The organism is Alteromonas sp. CI.11.F.A3, assembly GCF_032925565.1.
In the GTDB taxonomy this organism is placed as follows: domain Bacteria; phylum Pseudomonadota; class Gammaproteobacteria; order Enterobacterales; family Alteromonadaceae; genus Alteromonas.
Genome location: NZ_CP136708.1, coordinates 1,419,198 through 1,443,839 on the forward strand (window position 1 = coordinate 1,419,198; position 24,642 = coordinate 1,443,839).

At 44.9% G+C, this 24,642-nt stretch carries 17 protein-coding genes; 14 read left to right on the top strand and 3 right to left on the bottom strand.

The window, feature by feature from the left end:
• Positions 1 to 84 precede the first annotated feature (84 nt).
• On the bottom strand, positions 85 to 2,631 hold the full coding sequence (locus R1T43_RS06040; RefSeq protein WP_317353948.1) for an excinuclease ABC subunit UvrA: 2,547 nt from the start codon (positions 2,629 to 2,631) through the stop codon (positions 85 to 87).
• A gap of 197 nt (positions 2,632 to 2,828) precedes the next feature.
• Between R1T43_RS06040 and R1T43_RS06045 the strand changes: the two genes are divergently transcribed.
• From R1T43_RS06045 to R1T43_RS06055, 3 genes are read left to right on the top strand one after another with little or no spacing between them, the layout of a single operon-like run.
• Entirely contained in the window at positions 2,829 to 3,329 is a 501-nt protein-coding gene (locus tag R1T43_RS06045) for a MarR family transcriptional regulator (protein ID WP_317353950.1), read from the top strand.
• Positions 3,329 to 4,393: an HlyD family secretion protein gene (locus R1T43_RS06050; protein WP_317353952.1), complete on the top strand. Its 1,065-nt coding sequence runs from the start codon at positions 3,329 to 3,331 to the stop codon at positions 4,391 to 4,393. Before R1T43_RS06045 ends, R1T43_RS06050 begins: the two co-directional genes overlap by 1 nt.
• Before the next feature lie 10 nt (positions 4,394 to 4,403).
• Complete coding sequence (locus tag R1T43_RS06055) at positions 4,404 to 5,453, top strand: DUF2955 domain-containing protein (RefSeq protein WP_317353954.1); 1,050 nt, start codon at positions 4,404 to 4,406, stop codon at positions 5,451 to 5,453.
• A 285-nt stretch (positions 5,454 to 5,738) separates the two neighbouring features.
• On the opposite strand, the gene R1T43_RS06060 is transcribed toward R1T43_RS06055, so the two are convergent.
• Together R1T43_RS06060 and R1T43_RS06065 are read right to left on the bottom strand one after the other, a co-directional pair.
• Positions 5,739 to 5,978: a hypothetical protein gene (locus R1T43_RS06060; protein WP_317353956.1), complete on the bottom strand. Its 240-nt coding sequence runs from the start codon at positions 5,976 to 5,978 to the stop codon at positions 5,739 to 5,741.
• A 233-nt stretch (positions 5,979 to 6,211) separates the two neighbouring features.
• The gene (locus R1T43_RS06065) at positions 6,212 to 8,773 is read right to left on the bottom strand and encodes a TonB-dependent receptor (protein WP_317353958.1); all 2,562 of its coding nucleotides are present in this window, start codon (positions 8,771 to 8,773) and stop codon (positions 6,212 to 6,214) included.
• A gap of 301 nt (positions 8,774 to 9,074) precedes the next feature.
• Between R1T43_RS06065 and R1T43_RS06070 the strand changes: the two genes are divergently transcribed.
• The 11 genes from R1T43_RS06070 (at position 9,075) to R1T43_RS06120 (ending at position 24,637) form a co-directional block, all read left to right on the top strand.
• On the top strand, positions 9,075 to 9,464 hold the full coding sequence (locus tag R1T43_RS06070) for a glyoxalase (RefSeq protein ID WP_317353960.1): 390 nt from the start codon (positions 9,075 to 9,077) through the stop codon (positions 9,462 to 9,464).
• A 243-nt stretch (positions 9,465 to 9,707) separates the two neighbouring features.
• Entirely contained in the window at positions 9,708 to 11,588 is a 1,881-nt protein-coding gene (locus R1T43_RS06075; protein WP_317353962.1) for a sigma 54-interacting transcriptional regulator, read from the top strand.
• A gap of 15 nt (positions 11,589 to 11,603) precedes the next feature.
• On the top strand, positions 11,604 to 14,180 hold the full coding sequence (locus R1T43_RS06080) for a TonB-dependent receptor (protein ID WP_317353964.1): 2,577 nt from the start codon (positions 11,604 to 11,606) through the stop codon (positions 14,178 to 14,180).
• A 41-nt stretch (positions 14,181 to 14,221) separates the two neighbouring features.
• A complete protein-coding gene (locus tag R1T43_RS06085) occupies positions 14,222 to 15,421 on the top strand; it encodes a CaiB/BaiF CoA transferase family protein (protein WP_211071983.1) in 1,200 nt (399 codons plus the stop codon).
• Positions 15,421 to 16,341 (top strand): hydroxymethylglutaryl-CoA lyase, encoded by a 921-nt coding sequence (locus R1T43_RS06090; RefSeq protein ID WP_317353966.1) that lies wholly within the window; start codon positions 15,421 to 15,423, stop codon positions 16,339 to 16,341. Before R1T43_RS06085 ends, R1T43_RS06090 begins: the two co-directional genes overlap by 1 nt.
• Positions 16,338 to 18,419 (top strand): hydantoinase/oxoprolinase family protein, encoded by a 2,082-nt coding sequence (locus R1T43_RS06095; RefSeq protein WP_317353969.1) that lies wholly within the window; start codon positions 16,338 to 16,340, stop codon positions 18,417 to 18,419. Before R1T43_RS06090 ends, R1T43_RS06095 begins: the two co-directional genes overlap by 4 nt.
• A gap of 9 nt (positions 18,420 to 18,428) precedes the next feature.
• Positions 18,429 to 20,294: a hydantoinase B/oxoprolinase family protein gene (locus R1T43_RS06100; RefSeq protein WP_317353972.1), complete on the top strand. Its 1,866-nt coding sequence runs from the start codon at positions 18,429 to 18,431 to the stop codon at positions 20,292 to 20,294.
• A gap of 1 nt (position 20,295) precedes the next feature.
• The gene (locus tag R1T43_RS06105; protein WP_317353975.1) at positions 20,296 to 20,925 is read left to right on the top strand and encodes an isochorismatase family protein; all 630 of its coding nucleotides are present in this window, start codon (positions 20,296 to 20,298) and stop codon (positions 20,923 to 20,925) included.
• Positions 20,918 to 22,327 (top strand): 3-isopropylmalate dehydratase large subunit, encoded by a 1,410-nt coding sequence (leuC, locus tag R1T43_RS06110; RefSeq protein WP_317353978.1) that lies wholly within the window; start codon positions 20,918 to 20,920, stop codon positions 22,325 to 22,327. Before R1T43_RS06105 ends, leuC begins: the two co-directional genes overlap by 8 nt.
• Positions 22,324 to 22,923: a 3-isopropylmalate dehydratase small subunit gene (gene leuD / locus R1T43_RS06115; protein WP_317353981.1), complete on the top strand. Its 600-nt coding sequence runs from the start codon at positions 22,324 to 22,326 to the stop codon at positions 22,921 to 22,923. Before leuC ends, leuD begins: the two co-directional genes overlap by 4 nt.
• Positions 22,924 to 23,224: 301 nt before the next feature.
• Positions 23,225 to 24,637, top strand: coding sequence for a serine hydrolase domain-containing protein (locus R1T43_RS06120; protein ID WP_317353984.1), 1,413 nt, complete (start codon positions 23,225 to 23,227; stop codon positions 24,635 to 24,637).
• Positions 24,638 to 24,642: the final 5 nt, after the last annotated feature.

Consider the following 24,642-nt stretch of genomic DNA (forward strand, 5'->3'; position numbering starts at 1 on the left):
GCGCAGTACCAGTCAGATTATAAAAAAAACTGCTAGCTCGTTTGTACTTACGATTAACACGCACCAGTATCGCATCTAGCAATACTAAGTTGGCGTGATAAACGGGGCTGTTTTGCTTCTTGAGCAACTAGCAACATTTTTAGGTGTACCGCAAACGACTATTTTTCCACCCGCATCACCCGCACCAGGGCCGATATCTATTACGTAATCACTGGCCGAAGCAACCTGCATATTGTGCTCTACCATTACCACGCTGCTGCCTTCATCCACTAACGTATTTAAATGCTTCATGAGTAGTGCGATATCAGCGGGGTGAAGCCCAGTAGTAGGTTCATCTAGTACATAAAGTGTGTGTTTCTTTTCGGCGCGTTTTAACTCTGTAGCGAGCTTTATTCGCTGTGCTTCGCCGCCTGAAAGTTCGGTGGCGGGCTGGCCCAATCGTAAGTACCCTAAACCTACTTTCATCAGTGCATCGAGTGCACGATAGATAGGGGCTTCATTAGCAAATATACTATGGGCTTCGGCAACAGTTAGCGACAGTACATCAGCTATCGATAAGTCGTTCCAGGTAATGTCTAGGGTATCTTGGTTGTAGCGTTTTGTGTCGCACACGGGGCAGGGGGAATACACCGATGGCATAAAGAGTAATTCTACCGACACATAGCCTACACCCTCGCAATTAGCGCACCTTCCTTTGGTGGTATTAAACGAAAATCGCCCTGCGTCGTAGCGTCGTTTCTTCGCTAATGGCGTGGCGGCAAACAGTTTACGTACATGGTCGAACAAGCCTGTGTAAGTCGCTAAATTCGAACGGGGCGTTCTGCCAATTGGTGATTGGTTGACTACCACCAACCGCTTTATTTGTTCGGCATCACTTTTATTCGCACTATCAATATAGCCACCAACGGCTTTATCATCGTTGCTTTCCAACAGCGTGGCTTCGGTAATATCGGTCGCTGTTTTTTTAATGGGGGCGTTTTTAACCGCTGCGTTTTTATCTGAAGCTTTACTCGCATCAAGTGACGCTTTCACCAATTCCACCAAAGCATGACTCACTAAGCTCGACTTACCGGAACCCGACACGCCGGTTACCGTGGTAATAGTACCTAGTGGAAAGGCGCAGTCGATATTTTCAAGATTATTTTTGGTAATGGCTTTTAATGACAACCAACCTTTCGGTGCGCGGTTATGGTGCTTAAGGGCTAATGCGTTATCGAAAAGATACTGCGAGGTTATTGAATTAGATGCTTGCTGCAACGTACCTACTGGCCCACTAAAAACTAATTCCCCGCCATTTGTGCCGGCATTCGGGCCAATATCAACAACCCAGTCGGCGTGTTTAATGACTCGCGGGTTATGTTCAACTAAAAATAAGCTATTTCCCGCTTCTACCAGTGCATCAAATGCCTCTAGTAACGCATTTACATCGTTCGGGTGAAGGCCAGAGGATGGCTCATCCATAATATATACCACACCAAACAATTTTGATTTTATTTGGGTGGCCAGCCGTAACCGCTGTAGTTCACCTGCTGAAATCGTCGTGGTACTTCGCTCTAAGGAAAGATATCCCAATCCTAGGGCAATAATAGGTTTGATGCGCGCTACTATGTCTTTAGCAATGTTGCGAATAACTAGTGCCCGTTCATTGTTTTGGGCTTCGGCTGTTTCAAGAAGCGTATTTAAATGTTCCACCACGTCGCTTAAAGACAGCCGAGAGAAGGCGGTGATGTCTAGGCCACAAAGTGTCACTGAAAGCGACGCTTGTTTTAACTTCTTACCTTGGCATCGTGGGCAGGTTGAAACAGCAAGATATTGGGCGACTTTTTGCTTAACCTTTTCTTTTTGAGAAGTTTTAAAGGTTTCAAGTACATAGCGTTTAGCCCCAATAAACTTACCATTATAACTGGCGGGTTCTCCTTCTTCCTTGGCGGCGAGGGTTTGCGCCAAATTGTAGTTTCTGTAAACAGGCACTTGGGGGGTATCGTCGGTATACAAAATCCAATCTCGGGTAGACTCAGGTAAGGCTTGCCATGGTATGTCGACATCAATATCTAACGATAACAAAACCCTAACTAAATTTTTTCCTTGCCACGCACCTGGCCACGCGGCTATGGCGCCTTCTCTAATGGTGAGGGATGGGTCGGGAACAAGTTTATCTTCGGTAACATCAAATACCGTTCCAATGCCATGGCATTGCTCGCAGGCTCCCTCAACCGTATTCGGCGAGAACCCGTCTGCGTAAATGATCTTTTGACTAGCAGGGTAATCACCTGCACGGGAATACAGCATACGCAGGCTATTTGAAATGGTAGTAATACTGCCTACCGAAGAGCGAATGGAAGGAGCGCCCCTGTTTTGATGTAATCCTACAGCAGGAGGTAAACCTTCAATACTCTCTACATCGGGCGTTTCAATTTGGTCGATTAGCCTTCTAGCATAGGGGGAAACCGAATCTAGATAACGATGCTGCGCTTCCGCGTACAAGGTGCTAAAGGCGAGAGAGGACTTACCAGAGCCAGAAATGCCCGTAAAGACAACAATTTTATTACGGGGAATATCAACATCTATGTCTTTTAAGTTATGAACCCGTGCACCACGAACCTGTAAACAGTTGTTGTTAGCTTTTGTCATGCGTCCCTTACCATCCTTACCGTTTCCAACCTTGCAAAATAGGGCGAACCTAGAATGAGTAAGGTTTAAGCTTTTATAACGATCATAAATTGGGTAGATAAATCTATTGCTAGAAGGGCTAACCCACTCCACTTAATTTACTTAGCATGCTAACTAATGCTATTATACTTAGCATGCTAAGTAAGTTGAGGGTGTTTATGTCTTCGCAAAAACCGTTTCACGAAACGTTAGATTTTACACTTATTGGAAATATGGGCCGGGTACACCGGCTATGCCGAGAAGCCGTTACCTTAACGGTTGAGCCCTTAGGTTTAACGCAATCAAGATGGCTAGCATTAATGCACATCAATCTAATTGGGGAAGGGGTTACTCAATTAGCGCTAGCGCAAAGCTTGGGTATAGAAATGCCCTCGTTAACCCGCACGTTAAAGCAGCTTGAGCAGCAGACGCTGATTAGTCGTCAAGTTGATGGTAATGATAAACGCAGCAAAAAATTGTATTTCACTCAGGAAGGCCGTGTTGTTTTAAATTCGCTAAATGAAAAAATAGCGGACGTTAAACAGCAGTTTTATGCAGGACTCACCCATGAACAGCTCGATGCAATGGCGCGGGTATTGTTGCAAATAGAGCAAAACGCATCAGCCTGCATTTCTCTACAGGAGAAACGTGCTAAAAGTAACACAGAGGAAGACGAATAATGACGCCTGATCAAAAATTTTCTCGCTACGTAAGGTTATCCCTAGTCGGCTTTGTGTTGATATTTATTTACTACCTTATTGCTGACACCTTTATGCCAGTTACGCCCCAAGCGCGAATTTACCACCCTGTTGTGCAAGTAGCGCCTCAATTAAGTGGTGAAGTCACACAGGTTTTTGTTAGCAACAATCAAACGGTAAAAGCAGGCGATGTGTTGTTTCAAATTGATAGAGGGCCATACGATATAGCGTTAACCCAAGCAAAGTTAGCGTTAGATGATGCCAAATTACAAAACAAACGGCTTGATACCAATATTAAATCGCTTGAAGCTCAAATCAAGGCGGCTAGTGCCAAGCTACACGAGCAAAAGTTACTTCAACAACGTAGTACCGCGTTATACAAGCAGCGCGCGATTTCAGAGCAAGAACTTGAGGCTATGCGGGCTAACTATGAAGCGAGTGTTGCCAATAAATCGGCGCTTGAAGCGCAGTTATCTGAGGCCTTATTGGCAAGAGGTGATTCGGGTGAAAATAACCTTACTGTTCGCCATGCCGCAAACCAGCTTGCCGAAGCCAAACTAAATTTATCGTATACCCAAGTGCGTGCGCGAAATGATGGTGTTGTGTCTAACATGCAGTTACGTGAAGGGGCCTATGCAGTAAAAGGTAATCCGCTACTCGCGATAGTAACCAGCGAGACCGATTTGGTAGCCGATTTTAGAGAAAAGTCGTTAATGCACATGGCCGAAAACAGTGCTGCTAAAGTGGTGTTCGATAGCTTACCTGGTGAAGTATTTGATGCGCATATTGATTCGTTTGAGGCCGGGGTTAGCGATGGCCAGTTAAGTGCAAATGGCACATTAAGCAAGACCGAAACAAGTAATCGATGGGTGCGTGATGCTCAGCGTCAACGGGTTCACATTGTGCTACAAAAAAATGAAGACTTAGTAGAAGGTATGCCAAGCGGTGCCCGTGCCACTGTGCAATTGTTACCTGAATCAACATTAGGCCAGTGGTTTGGTACGTTACAAATTAACGCCATTAGTTGGTTACACTACATTTACTAGCGGAGGTTAAATGTCGACAACAGTTAGCCAACGGCCGCAGTTAGATCCCAATGGTCTGCGCCAGGCATTGCGAATAGCGGGTGGTTGTACGCTTGGGTTTACCATCAGTAACTTGATGAACTGGCCTTATGGTATTTTCTTTACGGTTTATCCCATGTTGTTGCTGGGGTTAGTACCTGTTATTAGCAAGCCAGTGATAAAGCAGTTCATCGCCAGTGCGGGGTTTAGCGCCTTTATTGTATTGGTATTGCAAGGGCTGTTTTCCCACCTTCCAGTGGTGATGACCCTAATTGTATTTCTCTCTTTTTGTGTTTTGTTCTATCAAATGAGCAGTGGCGGCGGCTTTTTGTTTGGAGCGTTAGGTGCAGTAGGGCTTTCAATACAGCTACACTTCTCAAGCTATGTAACCGGCGTAGATACTGTATACCCGTTAATAGTGAGTAACGGTGCAGCTACGCTTTTATCAATTGTTATTGCGGTTCTCATGCATGGCATATTTCCGGATGTTGCACCGCGCATACCTCGTGTTCCACCGCCTAAGGCGAAAGAAAGTATTCGTCACGAAGTGCTGTTATGTGCAAGTGTGGCAACCTTATCGTTTGTGGTGTTTCAAGTGCTGGATTTACAAGACTCGATATCAGCTCAGGCGTCATCGGTGCTAATTCTATTTTCACTTTGCTGGAAAGCCGCAAGTTTAGCCGGGTGGCAACGGGCTATTGGTACACTCATTGGTTGTAATTTAGCACTGCTGGCGCAATTGTTTTTGTACAATCACAGTGATTTTTTACTTTTTCCGGTGCTTGTGTTGTGGATTTTAGCGTTCATTTTTAGCCGCTATCATATTTTAGGTGGCGGGATGCCGGGCATTGGGTTTGGTGTGCTAACCACGTTTGGTATTTTGTTTGGAAACTCGCTAACACCCAACCAAGATTTAGTTTACAGCGCGCTTTACCGTTTTAGCTCTGTGGCCGTAGCCATTGCCCTTAGTTTGAGTGCCGTTTACGTTATGCATCATATATTAAATCGCTTTAGCGTTACCCGTCACCATACCTATGAATAGCAAAGTAGAATGACCAAGGGCTTGAGCCGAGTGTTTATCGAAAGCGGAAACTAACGGGTAAATAAGCCATACTTTTTTGCTACTTGGGTGCAAATGAACGTGGTCAAAAAAACGACCACAATCACCAAGAGCGTTTTAGCATTCTCTAAAGGCCAGATCATTTCTACAATCTTTACGGTGGTTACGGTGATAACAATAATACATGCCATTAAAAGGGTATAGCTTATAATCTGTTTAATATTCTTCAGCATATTGGCTCCTAATAAGGGGCCTTAGCCCCTAAAATTACTCATCAGTTGTGGATGTGGTGCGCTCGGACATCTTGTCGCCAACTTTACTACCTGCATATCCTAACCCACCAGAAATAGCACCTATAGCAGCACCAACCCAGCCACCACCACGGACACCGCCTAGAGCTCCAGCTCCCATTGATGCAGCTAATCCTGCTACGCTAAAATCGCCCCAGCAATGTTCTGCGTAACCGCCTGATACAAGGTTTACCTCATTATTCGTAAGCACTTCCATTATTAATTCCTTCTAAAAGTGTTAACCCAAAAGTGGGAGTACTTAGAATACTCATGCTTGCTAACAAAGGTACCTGACCTTGGGAATAGTTCTTGTTATATACAAAAACGAAATACGGTTTTATGGCATGTGATTTTGTAATGTAATTTTGGCTGCTAATATTGCTAGCATATAAAAAATGCCGGATGTTTTCACATCCGGCATTTTTTTTGAGTTTTAACTTACAAGATTAATTAAAAGCTATAAGTCACTTTTCCGTAAACATAACGGCCCGTGAATCCATAGGGCGAGAAGCCTGAGTATGGGAAAATCATCGAGAAGGTAGTTACGTCATCTACTAGATCGCGTGTAGCTTCTGGGTATACATCGAAGATGTTATTCGCACCAACTGAAACCGCTAAGTTGTCGGTAAGAGCTACGCGTACATCTAAATCTGTGATCCACTCAGAAGGAATGATTTCGTTACGTGCTTCAATTGAAGATGGGTCTTCTACTTCGCCGTAACGTGTGGTGCGCAATGTTGCATTGTAACGATCGTAAGACCAAGTAACGCCAAGATTCACTTTGCTATCTGGCGAGCTTGTTTCAAAGCGGCGTAGTTCAACATCGTCAAACAAGTTACTTTGATCGAACCCTGCATTTTGAAGTACATCTGGTGCATCTATAATATCGGTCACTTCGTTATCATTGAAGTTGATACCCGCATTGAAGTTAAACGCACCAAAATCAGCTGTGTTTAATGTATAAGTAGATACAATATCTACCCCTTCAGTACGAGAATTAATCGCGTTTAAGAAGAAGCGAGCTTGGTTAGCACCAGTACCTTCAAGCAACGCTTCAATAGCATCACCCGATAGGTTGTTCGACAACACGATACGATCGTCAATATCAATACGGTAGAAATCTACCGTTAAATTGAAATTAGCCGTAGGCGAATAGGTGAAACCTGCACTGTAGTTATCTGACTCTTCAGCATCAAGACCTGGGCTACCCAATGCCTGTGCAACATCACTTGAAGCGGCAAACGTACCCGTTTCAGTTGGCTCGCCATCCACAAATACTGTGGCAATAGAAGTAAAGTGCTGTTGTTGAAGCGATGGCGCTCTAAAACCAGTAGATACTGATGCGCGAAGGGCAAGTGCATCGGTAATGGTTACTCGATGTGACATTTTCCAGTTAAACGTACTGCCAAAATCTGAATAGTCTTCATAACGACCAGCTACTGCCACATTCCAGTTTTCGAGCACATCGGCTTCAACATCTACATAAAAGCTGTAGTTGTGGCGAGTGTTTTCACCTGCTGACTCTGGCGTGAAGCCAGGGAATACTTGTGATCCCGCTGAGCCAAAAGGGCCATCTACAGGGTCGGTAACTACACCACCTGGGCCAAACGTACCTTGGATATACGAGTTTTCTTCACCAGCGGTAATTTCATAGCTTTCGTGACGATATTCCGCACCCATGGCGAAGTTCATTTCACTAAAGAAATAGCCTGTATCCACCAAACGCGACGCATCAGCGTTAACAATAGTGGTGTTGTATTCAAGCTCACCCGCGTTAAAGCTGGTTTGGCTTGTTGGCCCAAGAGAGGTGTTTAAGCTATTTACTACGCTGTACTCTAGTGCATTTCCACCGTGGGTGAGTGATAAATCGTAGTTCCACACATCGCCATAACCCTTAATGCCGCCTAGTACAGACATATCTTGAATATCGGTTTGTATAGAAGGTAAAAAGCCATCAGGATAGATAGAGGTAATGTTACGGCTATCTGATGCTCTTCGATAAAAACCGCCACCAATAGAATCACGTGAACTAAAGCCCGCAGTACCATAAAATTCGATGCTGTCGTTAATGGCTTTACCTGCGTTTACGAACAGCGCGTAATCTTCTACTTCACCGTTACCATATACATGGTTGTAGCGGTTAACCGTAAATTCTCTTTCATCTAAATTACCATCAGCGTCACGAGCATAATTTTCGCGGGTATCGAAGTCGGAACGATTTGATTCACCGCGATCGCGGTATTCTGCTGATACATTTACAAAGCCATCATCGCCCCACTCAAAGCCCATGTTGCCGCGAAGGGTAAAAGTTTGACCGTCGGTCAGTTCACGGTCTGAACCAGTATTGAATGCAAGGTTGCCATCAGCATCTGCACTTACGCCTTCTAAATTCGGCACGCCGTCCATCGTAGTTACGTTCGCGCCGTATGTGGCCGACACTTCACCGCCTTCGCTAGCATCTTTCAATACAATATTAATTACGCCCGCAATGGCGTCTGAACCGTATTGTGCCGCCGCGCCGTCGCGAAGTACTTCAATGCGTTTAATCGCATTAGCGGGTATAGCATTTAAATCTACAGCCGAAGAGCCACGGCCTACAGAACCGTTTAGGTTAAGTAGCGCTGAAGTATGGCGGCGCTTACCATTCACTAAAACAAGTGTGTGATCTGGCGCTAACCCACGAAGCTGAGCGGGGCGAACATGGTCTGTTCCATCAGTAACAGAAGGCTGCGGGAAGTTGAAGCTTGGCAACAACGAGTTAAGGATCATGTTGGTTTCGGTTAAACCAGTGGCTTCAATAGAAGACGCATCGATAATATCGATAGGAACCGGAGAGTCATTAACAGTGCGGCCTACACGGCGCGAACCAACAATTTGAATCTGTTCAACATCTTGTTCGTCAATATTGGTTTGTTCTTGAGCGAAGGATGAAGTCGAAAAAGGAATAGCAGCGATTGCGCCAGCGATTAAGGAAAGCTTAAAAGCAGAAGCGTTAAATTTTGCCTGTTGCATTGTGTGTTCCTGAATTTTTATAAATGTATTTCAACATGAGCATAAACTGCATTTACAGGGCGCTAAAAGCGCGTCTGTTTTACGCGTATTTTTGGTACGCATACTGCACCGCAGTTATTGCGATTACTTTCTTTTTATGTGGGGTACAGCTAAACGCCGATTTGTCTGATTAGACTTATTATTATTAGATGTGATAAACGCGTTTCGTTCATGTGCTTGAGTAAATCACAAAAGAGAAGGTAGGCACAATACTAAAGTTGCAACAATTTCTATATATCAAATAACGTAGGAGTGCTTCTCTGTGGTACAAAACATACATCACATTAACTTTCTGGTAAGAGAGTTAGATAAAGCTGTAGCGGCATTCGCCGAACTCACCAATACCCATCCTATATTTGAGCCACTCTCTAGCCGTGGGGCTAATTCGGCGCGTTTCCAATTGGGCGACACGTGGCTTGTATTTGTCAGCCCAACAGATGAAAACGGCATTATCGCGTCGATTTTAGAAGAAAAAGGAGAGGGGGTTTTTCTCATTTCATTTGGCAGTGACGATCTTTCAAAAACACTCGCTGGATTAACGGGAAACCCTCGCATGGGTGAAATGCGTAAAGGGCTGGCCAATTGGTATGTGCAAGACATTTCATTAGATTATGATTTCGGTTCAATACTGCAGCTTTGTGAAGCGCTTTAATATTTATACCTATATATACCTACATTATTATTTCAAATTGAAATTTATTTATTTCATGTTGAAATATTAATGCTGGTTATTTTCTCATCGATATGACTACACTGGGCGCTTGATTATTGTACAGCCCCCGTGAATCCTACCACACACTGTTTTTTTATTAAGTTGGCACAACTGGTGCAATACCCAGTGTAACTATAATAAAAATTCACGTTACTTCATGGGGCAACCTATTGGAGAAATGTGATGGAAAACAACAACGTGAAATCGGTAAGATTGGTTCAGCCTCAACTTCGTATCCTTATCGTTGGTTATAACGAATTTAGCCAGCTGGTGGGGAGCGTGCTACCTGAATACGTCGGTGAAGCCCAATTTAAGATTGTAGATTCCATCGTTGGAAGTACGAAAGAAATTCAACAGCATATTTCAGAATTTGACCCTGATGTAATAGTCAGCGCAGGTTCAAATGCGCGATATCTACAATCTGCGTTGTCTATTCCAGTAGTCTCGATGCAAACAACAGAATGGGACGTATTCGAAGCGGTTGAAAAAGCCTCTAAGGTCTCAAAGTCAATTCACATCATTTCTTTTGCAGAAGCATCGTGCGCAGCAAAGCTTGCTGATTCCCACCTCAATATCAATATTGTAGAGTCGATTTACTTAACGGCCGACCAAGCAAGAGAGCAGTTTCATATTGCGAGTCAATCTGAAGGCATCGCAGTAGTGGGAGCTAGCCTAGTATGTGGTTTAGCGAATAGCAAAGGTATTCCCTCATTCTTAATTTATACAGAACGCTCGTGTAGAAAAACCCTTCAAAGCGCCATCGACGAAGCTAAGAGAGCCCGTTTGTTAGCCAAAGAACAAGCGTTGGTATCATGGTTACTCACTAAATCTCAAACCCCCATTATCATGGTCGATGAGAGCGATGATGCCTTAACCCTTAATAGCGCTGCCAAGCATCACTTGAATCTAAGTACAAATGCAGAAGTTGATTTAGATGCCCTTATTCATCCAAGTGGTGGAAAACGTGAAACTGATGGCGAATGTGAAATTAACGGTGAGGAGTGGTGGTTTCATCTAGACACGTTATCAGAAGGCAGTACGAGTAAATTCGTTTACCAACTTTATCGCAAAAAACTTAGAAAAACGCCATCCAAGCAAGCGGCATCCCCTCGCCACGATTTAGTCTACCAATCTAACGAGATTGAAGCGGTGTTACAGCAGGTCAAGGCGTTTTCAACATCGCCAAGTAACGTATTGCTGTTTGGAGAGTCGGGCACGGGAAAAGAGTTAGTTGCCAGGCAAATACATCATCAAGGCCCCTATGCGGGTGGCAAGTTTGTCGCCCTTAATTGCAGTGCTATCCCATCTGAGTTGTTTGAAGGTGAACTGTTCGGACATCAGGATGGCGCGTATACAGGCTCAAAGCGAGGTGGTCGCAAAGGGTTAATAGAGGAAGCCGAGAACGGCGCACTATTTCTTGATGAAATTAGCGAGCTAGCGCTAGACCAACAAGCTAAATTGCTAAGGTTTTTACAAGAAAGAAGCTACCGTCCTTTGGGGGGGAACCAAGAGCGAGAAGTTGACCTAAAACTGATCGCCGCTTCAAACCGTTCGTTATCTGAAATGGTTAATGAAGGCGCGTTTCGTGAAGATCTCTACTACCGACTCAATGTATTCAATATCTCTATTCCTCCTTTGCGCGAGCGCCCCGACGATATTCTTCACATTGCGGCGCACAAGCTTGAAAAACTATTAAATCGTTATGGGGTTTTACACAGCCCATCAACCATTCTTGAACATCTCAATGACAGCTTCGCTGCGCACAACTGGCCTGGAAATATACGCGAGTTAGAAAACGTGTTAGAGCGCGTGGTGGCTTATCTTCATACCGTAAACGACCTTGGTCGATTGCAAACAGCATTATCTCAAATTGCGCCAGAGTTAAGTGGGGGGCGTCAGCCTGTATTGACAGACAAAGGAATAATAAAAATAAAAGAAAACGAACTCATTCTAGCCGCATTGGCGCGATGGAAGGGTGATAAACGTAAAGCAGCTCAGGACTTAGGAATTAGCCAAACCACATTGTGGCGAAGGTTAAAAACAATAAATCACAACAATAATTAGTGTTCGGAGATAGTCATGCAAACCACCGGAAAAACATATTTAGCATTGCAAGTGTCGCTCGCGTTAACCATAGGAAGTTCAGCCATTCCTGCTTTTGCACAAGAAGAAAAGCAAGCAACGTCTGAGCTCGTTGAAATTATCAGTATTTCACGAAAGCGCCCTGAAAGTATTCAGGAAGTGCCGATTGCGGTAACGGCGTTGTCAGCAAGGGAATTAGAGGCTGCGGGGGTAGAGCGTCCTTCCGATTTTATTAGCCTGATTCCAAACGTAAGTATTGTTGATGCAGCCAACGTAGGTGATACGCAGGTAAATATCCGGGGGATTATTTCTACACGCGATGCAGAGTCTACGTTTGCGTATGTAGTGGATGGGGTGTTGCAGACTAACCCGAATAGTTTTAACGAAGGGCTAACCGATATAGCCCAAATAGAAGTTTTAAAAGGGCCTCAGGGGGCGCTATATGGCAGAAACGCGGTAGCCGGTGCCATTCTGATAACAACGGAAAAGCCCTCAGACGTGATGGAGGCCAGAATTGAAGGTGGCGTTGGTAATAACAATTCGCAGCGCTATTCAGGAATGCTTACCGGGCCGCTTGCTGACAACGTGTTTGGGCGCATCGTTGTAGCGCATTCAACCACTGATGGTTTTTATGAAAATGTGTATCTGGGACGTGACGACGCGGTAGATTACTTAGAAGATACATCGGTAAAAGGGCGTCTTATTTGGGAAGCGACTGATGACCTTACTTACGATTTTCGCGGTTCGTACAGCGAGGCAAAAGGCGGTGCAATAAACTTCAACGCTGTGTTCGCGCTTCCTAGTTTTGTAGAAGATTTTGGGCAAGATGCATTTTTCAAAGATGTAAATGATCATGAGTTTATTTTTGCTTTTAATGTACCTGGTGAAAATGAGCAAAAAACCACAGAGTTCTCAGTAAAAGCTGACTGGCAAGGCGATGGTTTCGACGTAACCTCTGTGCTTGCATACAATAATTTAGAAGAATATCTGTTATCAGATGGTACAAGCGCTTCATTTTATGGCTATGAAATTACAGAGCAATGTCAAACCGATCGTGCCACATTAAATAACCTTCCTGTCGATTTTGGTGGAGCAGGAAGAAGCGACTTATTTGGCGATTTCCTATCTCCATTTGTAGTCCTTCCGCCAGGACAGGATTTTCAAGGCGTATATGGACCCTACACGCCATCTACGTGTGATGGTTATCAATATCAAGAACGAAGCCAACAAGATTACAGCGGAGAAATTAGATTTACATCGAACGACACAGATTCGCCCCTGCAATGGATAGCGGGCGTCTATTTCGCCAATATTGATAGAGATGTTGTCGTAGCTTACGGTGCTGATTTAGGCCAAGGTTTCTTGCGTCAAGCATACGTTCCGGCCGACGGGCCAAACCCTACAGACTTACTGTTTGATGATACGTTTTCAACCACGGTGTTATCTACGTTCGGCCAAATTGAGTACGACGTTAACGACAAATGGGAAGTGTCTTTCGCACTCAGGTATGACAACGAGTCGCGAGAAGTGGCAAATAATGTACCCAATGTATCTGCCTCTGGTTTTAATGTGAATACCATTGTCGACGGTGTAGTAGGGCCTATCAACCCTGCATTTACGGCTAATCCTGATGGTATTCCCGATCGCGAGCAAAGCTTTAGTCAGTGGCAGCCAAAGCTAACCGTTAGTTACGAAGCAAGCGATGCCCTAAACCTTTATGCCAGTTATGGAGTGGGTTTTAGAAGCGGTGGATTTAATTCTATCGGCACTGAAGCCACGTTAGATTTTTGGTTCAATGCAAGTGGAACCGGTACACCTGGTGATGCGGTTGATGCTCAACTTATCGTACCTGATAACTATGATAAGGAAATTACCACAAGTATTGAATTCGGTGGCAAGGGAACGTTTTTAGACAACCGGTTAAAAGTGAACAGCGCGGTGTTTCACACCAAAGTTGAAGATAATCAGTTCTTTGAGTTCTTTGCTGGCCCGTTTGGATTATTAAGGGCGGTTACCACCATTGATGAGCTAGAAATTCAGGGCTTCGAAATGGACGCAAACTACCGGGTTAACGACAACCTTAGTGTCTTCGCAGGATTGGGGCTTATTGATAGTGAAATCATTGAGAACAGAAATAGACCGCTCTCGGTAGGTAATGAAGCACCACAAACACCAAAATCTTCTTACACCCTAGGTATTTCTTACGATCACGAGATTACCAGCGACTTACAACTTACCACCCGAATTGATTATCAATATGTGGGAGAAACCCATTTCCATACGCTGCAAGGTGAAGAAACGCCTACTATCTGGGATTTCTTCGGCACGTTGGGTGGCGGTGTTCCTCCCGGCCCTCACTCTCAAAACTTCAGTAACGCTCAGCGTGATGCTTATAGCACCGTTAACGCTCGCATTTCCATAGAAGGTGAAATGTGGACGGTCGCATTGTGGGGCAAAAACTTAACTGATGAGGCTTATTTGCAAGAGGTGATCCCTGCGCCAGAATTCGGCGGCTCGTTTGTTCACCCCTCGGCGCTACGTTCCTACGGTTTAGAACTTAGCATGAGTTTCTAATCCCTACGCTTTGAAGATTGAATTGTAATCAGGAAGAATTTATGAATAAACCATTGTCAGGCATTACTGTCATTGACCTTACGCATATGCTGTCAGGGCCATACTGCGGAATGATACTCGCCGATTTAGGGGCAGAGACGATTAAAGTGGAGCCATTGCAAGGGGAAGGCACTCGAAAGCTTCTCGCAACCGACCCCGATAATTCGTTGGACGGTATGGGCGCCTACTTCATTACACTGAACCGAAACAAAAAAAGTGTCTGCATCGATTTAAAATCTGAAGAAGGCTTAAACGTATTCTATGAATTGGTAAAAAAAGCCGATGTGGTGGTCAACAACTTTGGTGCAGGTGTACCAACGCGTTTAAAAATCGACTATGAACAGTTAAGTAAAATAAACCCCGAGATAATCACTTGTTCAATTACGGGTTTTGGTAGCAACGGCCCCAAATTCAAACGTCCAGCGTTTGATCAAGTGGCACAAGCGACTGGTGGCGGTATGTCTATCACGGGTACCGATCCAAATCACCCTGTTCGAGCCGGTATTCCAATCGGTGATTTGGGCGGCGGTATGTTTGCCGTCATGGGGATTCAAGCCGCGCTTTTGGAACGGGCAAAAAGTGGTAAAGGACAAGACGTTGATATCTCAATGTTAGATTGTCAGATATCACTGCTTAACTACATGGCTACAATGTACTTTCTGTCAGAGAAAGACCCATTCCCCATTGGCAATTCGCACTTTGTTCACGTGCCCTACAACACTTTTAAAACAGCGGATGGTTTTATTGTGATTGCAGTTATCACCGATAACTTTTGGCAGAACTTAAAAACGGTGGTGAAGATAGATGCATTGGACTTACCCGAATTCGATACCCAGCCAGGACGGTGGGCAAAGAAAGACTTTATCGACGAAACCCTTAACCAAACACTGCAAACACAAACCTCAAGCTATTGGATTGAAAAGCTAGAAGCGGCGCGTATTCCTTGTGCGCCTGTTAATACGTTCTCTCAAGCCCTCAGTGATGAACAAGTACAACACCGTAATATGGTGGTTGAGCTTACCTCGGGTGATGGCAACAAAACCAAAGGGCCGGGAAATCCTATTAAGTTTTCACGTACCACAGACGAAGTATTCTCGCCTGCACCCAAGGTAGGCGAACACACTAAGGATGTGTTGAAAGATTTAGTAGGCATGAGTGACAGTGAGTTAGCCCTTTTATTTGAGAAAAAGGTAGTTCGCTGATGAAAACGAAAGGAAAAATCATCATCAACGATGTTGGCCCCAGAGATGGCCTACAGAATCAGAAAAAGCACCTGAGTGTGGATGAGCGACTTGCATTAATAAATGCATTAGTTGCAGCTGGATTACCCGCCATTGAAGTAGGGGCTTTTGTATCGCCTAAAGCGGTTCCCGCTATGGCGGGGACAGATGAGGTGATTAATCAACTCGCGGCCAAAGATAAGGTGGCGTATTCAGTGCTTATACCCAACGAAAGAGGGTTTAGCACTGGGGTTGAATTAAATGTGCCGCTGATGTCACTGGTAGTTGCTGCCAGTACAACGATGAACGAAAAAAATATTCGAATGACGACTACCCAAGCGCTGTCTATGTCATCTGACGTGCTTGCTCTAGCCACACAATTAAATCGTAAAGTGCAAGCTTATGTTGCAACAGCATGGGAATGCCCTTTTGAAGGGCACATCAGCGTGGATGAAGTGATTAAAGTATCAGCCGCATTATTAGATGCTGGGGCTGCTCACATTGTGGTGGCCGATACGATTGGTGCGGCATCTCCAGATCAGGTACATGCGCTGATGAGCAAAATGGTATCGGAGTTTGGCGCCAACAAATTGTCGTGCCATTTTCATGATACACGCGCAATGGGCGTTGCAAACGTTTACGCCGCGATTGAAGCGGGTATTCGACAATTTGATGCATCAATAGCGGGCTTGGGTGGCTGCCCATTTGCACCGGGCGCCACCGGAAATGTAGCGACAGAAGACGTGGTGCTGCTAGTAGAGCAAATGGGTTATAGCACAGGCATAGATATGGGCCTGTTACTTGCAGCATCGGACAAAGCCAAGGCATTAACAGGCACAGCACGTGGTGGACATGCTAAAACCTGGTTAGAACAACAAGAAAATAAAAGGGGAAGCAAATGAGTTATCGATTAGGGGTTGATGTAGGCGGAACCTTTACCGACCTACTATTAATTAACGAAATATCTGGGGAAACCTTTACTGCAAAAGTGCCTTCTACACCGCACGATTCTTCCGTTGGGGTGCTTAACGGCATAGACCGTATTTGTGAAGAATCAGGTGTTAATGTTACTGATATCGCGCGTGTTATGCACGGTACAACTGTTGCAACCAATGCGGTATTAACTGGCAAAGGGGCAAGTGTCGCACTGGTTACCACACAAGGCTATAAGCACGTGCTGCAAGTGGCACGTTCATTTTGTCCGGGGGGGCTGGGAGGCTGGGTAAGCTACATGAAGAAGCCTTTGCTTGCACCGTTAGAACTCACCATTGAAGCAAGTGAAAGAGTGGGCGCTGATGGCAGTATTGTAAAAGCCCTAGACGAAGAGAAGCTCACGCAAAGCTTACAGGCATTAAAAGATAAAGGTGGATTTACTGCACTCACTATCTCTTTTATAAACGCCTATGTGAACGGAGAGAACGAGCGCCAAGCTCAAGCGGTTGCACAGCGTGTTTTCCCTGATATGCCAATCTCTATTTCTTCTGATGTTGTTCCTGAATTGCAAGAATACGAGCGAACTGAAACCACAGTGGTAAACAGTTACGTTCGCCCTGAAGTAGCCAAATATGTCGATAATTTATATGGCGCGCTAACCGATCGTATGGGCAGTGATATTCATCTGTCTATCTTGCGCTCAGATGGCGGGCTGGCGTCTGCACGTTCAGCCGCAGAAAGCCCAGTTAACTTGCTAATGTCTGGTCCTGCTGGCGGTGTAGCGGGGGCTATCCATTTTTGTAAACAAGGTGGGTTTAACGACATACTCACTTTTGATATGGGCGGTACGTCTACTGATGTTGCACTAATACAAAATGCGACAGCACGGGTAAGACGAGAAACTCGTGTTGGAGATGTTACCGTACGTGCACCATCGGTAGACGTAAGAACCGTTGGCGCTGGTGGTGGCTCTATTGCTTTTGTGCCTGAACTGACTAAAGCACTGCGCGTAGGTCCAGAGTCAGCTGGCGCTAAACCGGGCCCAGCGGCTTATATGAAAGGCGGTGTAGAACCAACGGTATGCGACGCCAATGTGGTACTCGGTTATCTTCCTTCAGATGTGCAGCTTGGTGGCAAAATGGCTATCAATCGAGACGCTGCAGTAGCGGCGGTAAAAAAAGTGGCAGACGCCATGGATATTTCGGTTGAAGAAGCGGCTGAAGGTATCATTAAGATTGCTAACGAAGCTATGTTCGGCGCCCTTCGGTTAGTGTCGGTAGAGCAAGGATTCGATCCAAGAGAGTTTGCCCTTGTAGGGTTTGGCGGAGCTGGTCCATTACATGCCAATGCACTGGGTATGCTAACCCAAGCGTGGCCTGCCATTATTCCTCCTGGTCCGGGCGTATTATGTGCTTATGGTGACGCCACCACACAGGTACGTGACGAGGCCTCCCAAACACTGGTTTCGCTAATCGACAACCTCAGCGACGATGCATTTAAGCATGTACTCACTGAATTAGCAGAAAAAGCATCTTCTACCCTGCTCGCCGATGGAATTTCAATGGACGAGCAAACTATTACTTATGAAGCGGATGTTCGCTACACCGGGCAAGCCTTTCAACTCTGCGTTCCTTTTTCTAAGCAAGATATTGAAGACAATGGACTTTCTTTACTTAAAAAGCACTTTGATGCTGAACATACGCAGCTATTCACCTTTGAGTTAGAAGAGGGCCATGAGGTTGTGATGGTTCGCGCAGTTGCCACAGCAAAAAGCAAAGCGCTCCCGGCTCCTCCGCCTGTCAACACCAGTTATACCTTGGAAGATTGCATGTTAACCGATAGCCAAATTTATTATGAAGGTAGCTATCACGATGCAATCATTTATGAGCGTAGAAAACTTCACGAAGCGTTATCGGTCAAGGGCCCCGCTGTAATTTGTGAAATGGACTCGACTACCGTGGTTCTCCCTGGTTACGTTGCAACCGTTGATGCGGTGGGCAACCTATTACTTAACCCGTTAAGCAGCCCTGAATCGACTGGCAAATAAGGAGGCGTTATGAATAATAAAATTAAACAAACGAACACAGCTGAGTTGACCAGAATTGACGTTGATACGGTTACCGTTGATATCATTGAAAATGCATTGCGTAATGCCAGAGAGGAAATGGATGCGGTGTTATTTCGTACCGCAATGAGCCCAGGGATCCGCGAGCAGGGTGATTGCTTTCCCATGATTGCTAATAAAGACGGCAAAATGGTAGTAGGGCAATTTGGTTCTTTTATCCATGGCTTCCTAAGTGCATTTGAGGGCGAATTGGAAGAAGGGGATATCATCCTTACCAACGACCCTTACATGACAAATGCAGCCGTTTCCCATTTACCCGACTGGATTATTCTTGTTCCTATCTTTAAAGAGGGGCGACACATTGCGTGGACTGCAATGTTTGGTCATATGTCAGATAACGGCGGAATGGTGCCAGGTTCTATACCCATTAAAGCGGAAACCATATTTCAAGAAGGTATTCGAATTCCACCCACAAAACTTTATAAAAAGGGTGTGCTACAACGCGATATATTAGAGCTCATTTTACATAATGTGCGAACGCCACAGTGGAACCGATTTGACTTAAACGCACTTGTGGCAGCGTGTAAAACGGCGGCAAAACGCTGCCAAGAAATAGCCGAGCGTTTTGGTGACGATATGTTTTACTCCACCATGGAAATTATGCTCGAGCGTAACCATGTTGCGATGGAAGCCATTATCAATATGTTGGTGCCAGAAGAGCCTCGCGTATTCGAAGATTATTTATGTGACGATGGTGTGGGCATGGGGCCATACAAAATACGCTGCAAGATGTGGCGTGAGAATGGCAAGGCAATTTTCGACTTTGAAGGCACCGACCCGCAAGCGAAAAGCTCAATAAATTTCTACTTAAATGAAGACATGTTCAAGATGTTCTTCGGCTCCTTTACTATCAATTTGGTTGACCCTCAAATACTGTTCAATGATGGGTTTTATGACTTAGTTGATGTGCGTATACCTCAAGGCAGCTTACTTAAACCAAACTTTCCAGCCGCTCTTTCGGGAAGAACGCACGCATTAGGCCGTATCTTTGACGTAATGGGAGGGCTATTAGGACAAGGTGCACCTGATGCCATGAATGCAGCCGGTTTCTCTGATTCTCCTCATCTGTTTTATTCTGGCTATGACGATAAAGGAGAGTGGTTCCAACTCTTCCAGATTGGCTTTGGTGGGATCCCAGGCAGGCCTGTAGGTGATGGGCCAGACGGACACTCTCTGTGGCCGGGTTTTACTAACGTACCGAACGAATTTATCGAAGCGTACTTTCCTCTACGTGTTGAAACTTACGAAACTATTCCAGATTCCGGTGGCCCTGGTTTTCACCGCGGCGGTAATGGCTTGTCGGTGGGGTATCGGTTCCTTTGTGATGGGGCCATCGCTATTCATGATGACAGATGGTTAACTTATCCTTGGGGCGTTAATGGAGGGTTGCCAGGTAAACGTTCAACAAAACGCCTCATTCGAGAAGATGGCAGCACAGAAACTCTCCCAGCCAAATGCGAGGGCATTGTAGTAAAAGCGGGTGATGTATTGTATTTCGATACATGGGGCGGCGGCGGTTGGGGCGATCCATTTGACCGCGAACCTAATGCGGTAGCTGATGATGTCGCCAGAGGATTAGTATCTTTGGAAGGCGCGCGTCGATACGGTGTGGTGATTGAAAATGGGTCGGTAAACGACACCGAAACCCAGCGCTTGCGAGCGACATTGAAAGAAGAGAGAGGTGAAGTGTCGTTGTTTAATCGTGGCGGAACAATAGAAGAAATTAAAGCCAAAGCGAAAGAGGAAACGGGCTTAGCCGCACCAGTATCACCATCGTTCAACGTTGCGAGACAATAATATGCAGCTTAGTAGCAGCGATTTACTAACGCAAGGTGTCGCCTTTGGCGTGCGCCCTGCGTTAATTGTTGTCGATATGACAGTAGGCTTTGCGTCACCTGAGAGTCCTCTTGGCGGTGTATTTGATAGTGAAATTACCGCCGCTGAAGCACTAATTCAGCACTTTGATGGCGCAGGCTTACCTGTTTATTTCTCAACAGTTGTGTATGACAACGACAGCCAGCAATCGGTGTTCAGACAGCATTTGCCTGACTTAGATATGCTTGCTCGGGGTAGCCGGTGGGTTGAGATAGACCCCCGCCTATCGTTTTCTAATAATGCCACTTTAATAGAGAAAACCGCCCCAAGTGCTTTTTTTGAAACCCAGCTAAACGAGAAGTTAAAAGCCGGCGGGGTGGACAGCGTAGTGGTGTGTGGCTTAACAACTAGCGGTTGCGTTCGCGCAACCGCAGTAGATGCATTGTCGTGTAATTTTCCTGTGTGGGTTGTTGAAGAGGCCTGCGGAGACAGAAATATTGACGCTCACAAAGCGAACTTGCACGACCTACACGCAAAGTATACTGAGGTTGTCAGCCTTGACACTGTGTCGTCATATTTTGCTAAGAAAAAAGCGGAGGACGACCATGCCTAAAACACTTTATGACAAGCTTTGGGACAGACATTTTGTTACTTCAGTTGATGGTGACGGGTTGCTTTACATTGATAGGCACTTGATTCATGAAGTGACTTCACCTCAGGCATTTGATGGCTTAAAACAATTCAACAGAAAAGTACGACGACCTGACTTAACGATAGCAACAATGGATCATAGCATTTCTACGCAGTCGACGAGTCTTGATGCATGTGGTCCAAAGAACGCGTTGCAGTTAAAGACATTAATTAAAAACTGCCAAGCTAATAATATCGTTTTATATCCAGTAGGAGACAGTCACCAAGGTATTGTGCATGTTATGGGGCCGGAAATGGGGCTTATCCATCCTGGTATGACCGTGGTGTGTGGCGACTCGCACACAGCTACCCACGGCGCCTTGGGTACGCTAGCGTTTGGTATTGGCACATCTGATGTGGAGCATGTGTTAGCAACCCAAACTATTCGGCAAAGCAAAGCAAAGAATATGCGGGTGAATTTTAATGGCGAGCTACCCGAAGGTGTCTTCGCTAAAGATATGATTTTAGCCTTAATTCGAGAAATTGGACACGACGGTGCAACCGGGTTTGTTGTGGAGTATAGCGGAGACGCGATATCGAGTTTGTCGATAGAAGGGCGAATGACAATCTGCAACATGAGTATCGAAGCCGGCGCGAAAGCAGGCATGATTGCACCGGATGATGTCATATTTCGCTACTTAGACGGAAAAGCATTTTCGCCTAAAGGAGAGAAGTTCGAGGCAATGAAAGTCGCTTGGTCGGCGCTTTATTCAGATGTTGATGCAGAATTTGATAAAACAGTCGACATTGATGTGTCTCGTTTATCCCCTCAGGTGACGTGGGGAACTAACCCAGGGCAAGTTATCGGCATCGATGAAGCCGTACCTCAATTGCCTGACAGTTATTCTGATGGCGACAGTAACGCTATGCAAAAGGCGCTGCAGTATATGGACATTAACGCTGGACAAAGCATAGACGATGTTGCTATTTCCCATGTGTTTATTGGTTCGTGTACAAACAGTCGAATAGAAGACTTAAGAGAAGCCGCTGCGGTGGTATCAAATGGGCGAGTGGCCGAACAAGTAAAAGCTATTGTGGTGCCAGGTTCTATGCGAGTAAAAAAACTGGCGGAAGAAGAAGGGCTAGACCGCGTGTTTATCAATGCGGGGTTTGAATGGCGATTGCCCGGGTGTTCAATGTGTTTAGGGATGAACGATGACGTGCTTAAAGAAGGCGACCGCTGCGCGTCTACCAGCAATCGAAACTTTGAAGGCAGACAGGGGCGAGGCGCTAGAACACACTTAGTCAGTCCAGCCATGGCCGCTGGGGCGGCACTAAAAGGTAAACTCACCGATGTTAGATTGCTATTAAGGAGGCAGCCATGAAGCCATTAATAACGGTTGAATCTAAGGCAATACCTTTTGTAGAAAATAACGTGGATACTGATCAACTACTGCCAAAGCAATTTCTGACAGAAATAACGCGTCAAGGTTTCGGAAAGCATCTTCTCCATGATGTACGTTACCTCGACGCTAATGAAAGCGTTTTGAACCCAGATTGTGTGCTCAATGACCCTGTGTATGTTGGAGCGGAAATACTGCTTGCGGGCGAGAACTTCGGTTGTGGCTCTAGTCGAGAGCATGCGCCATGGGCCATTGCCGACTTTGGATTTCGTGTAATTATAGCCAAAGGATTTGCCGATATTTTTTATGCTAATTGTCTTAATAATCAGATTCTACCAATTACATTACCCCACGATGTGGTTGACGATATTGCAATGCAATGTCGGCAGAATCCGAATCAACTGGTATGTGTTGATTTAAGTAATCAGCAGGTTCGTTTTAACAGTGATGTTTTCAATTTTGCTATTCCGCTTCACCATAAACAAAATTTGATAACTGGAGTAGATAAAATAGGAAGAACATTACTGGAAGAAAACGCTATCGCTGGGTACGAAGCAAAAACATTGTATTATATGTAAACGTTCTATTAAACGCCCAATAGAGAGCCTTGTTTGAAGGTGGATAGGCAATTGATTGGGCGCCAGCTAATCTGACAGTCTCAAGTGTACGTGAAGCGGATGTTCACGATTTTTAATTTCTAATCAAACCTAAGCCAGTCTGAGGTTTGCATTTTTTATTTTAAAACGAAGTACAACAGCTAAGTAGATGTTTCCAGTCGCAAGTTTTCAGAAGAGAGTAGAGCAAATCGTTCTTCATCACAGAATGGTGTTACGCTAACGCGTAGATAAAAAATAAATATGACAGTGGAGCGTCAACCAAGTGAATCAGAAATCAACATTAGTTTTTATCCTATTTTTTTCCTTTTGCTCTTTTGCTTTTGGTGACGAAAATGACCAAAACGCAAAGAATACGACTCTTCCTGCAATCGCGAACGACATCGCAACGCAATTTCATGATATGGGGTGGTTTTCCGGAAGTGTACTGGTAATACAAGATGATAAAGAAATATTTGTATCGTCTTATGGTTTTCAGAACATTAAAGAGCAAATAAAGAACACGGGGCAAACTCGGTTTAACCTTGGTTCGATCATGAAGGACTTCACTAAAGTATTGGTATTACAACAAATTGAAAAAGGCAAGCTTAGGTTGAACAGTCAGCTGATTTCCTTTGATTTGGGTTTCAAACAGTCTTTTACTGAAGACATAACAATCGAACAACTACTAAATCACAGCGCTGGTTTTGACGATATCTTTGTCGCTGAATATCGGGAAAACCCTCTTGCATTTGATACTCTCGATAAGAAACTGAGTATATTGATCGATCGCCCCCTCATATTCAAACCCGGTACTGACAATCAATATTCGAACTACGGATATATCGTATTGGGTAAGATTCTTGAAAAAGTTACGGGTGAGCCATTCGAAGAACTACTGAAAAATAAGATATTCTTACCGACGGAAATGACAGACACCACATTCGAGCCTTCTCATTCACATGATCACCAGTCGGTAAAATATACTTATCAATACGACAGCACATTGAGGGAAGTGGGTGTTGTTGAGCATCCAAGTCCAGATGGCGGTATTGAGTCAACTGTAAGAGACGTACATCGATTTTATAAAGCGCTCTTTTACACCAATAAACTATTACAAAATTCAAACCCAATTAATCGCAAAGTATTTGCTATGGATAAGCCTCATTGGGGGGCATATGGTGGCGGACTTGGAGTCAGTGCCGCCGTGGAAATTGACCTAGCTAGTAACTATCAAATTGTGGTTCTTGCAAATAGTGACAACTTAGTCGCGGAACTCATATCTGGTCGAATACTCTCGTTTATCAAAAACGGGGAGTATGCGCCAGTTAGGCAGTTGGAAAAGAATTTTGCTTACGAATACTATAAGACCAACGGGAAAAAGAAGTTTTCAAAGCAATTTAAACTGGCTTACAGCGATGAGGGATACGAGCGATTCATTGGCAGAACCATCAATGAACTTGGAATGGAACTCCTTAGGGCAGAATCATTTACGGAGGCATTTGACATGTTTTATTATTTAGTTTCACTTTTTCCAGATGCACCTCAGGTATACGACAGTCTAGCCTTTGCCTATCTATCTAAAGGGGATGAGACGACTGCGAAAGATACTTTCAGTCAATCTTTAGCGATCAAAGCTGATTTTGAAAGCGATTACGTGAGTGATAATTATGGTCATGATGACACTGTAGTTGACTGAGTGCA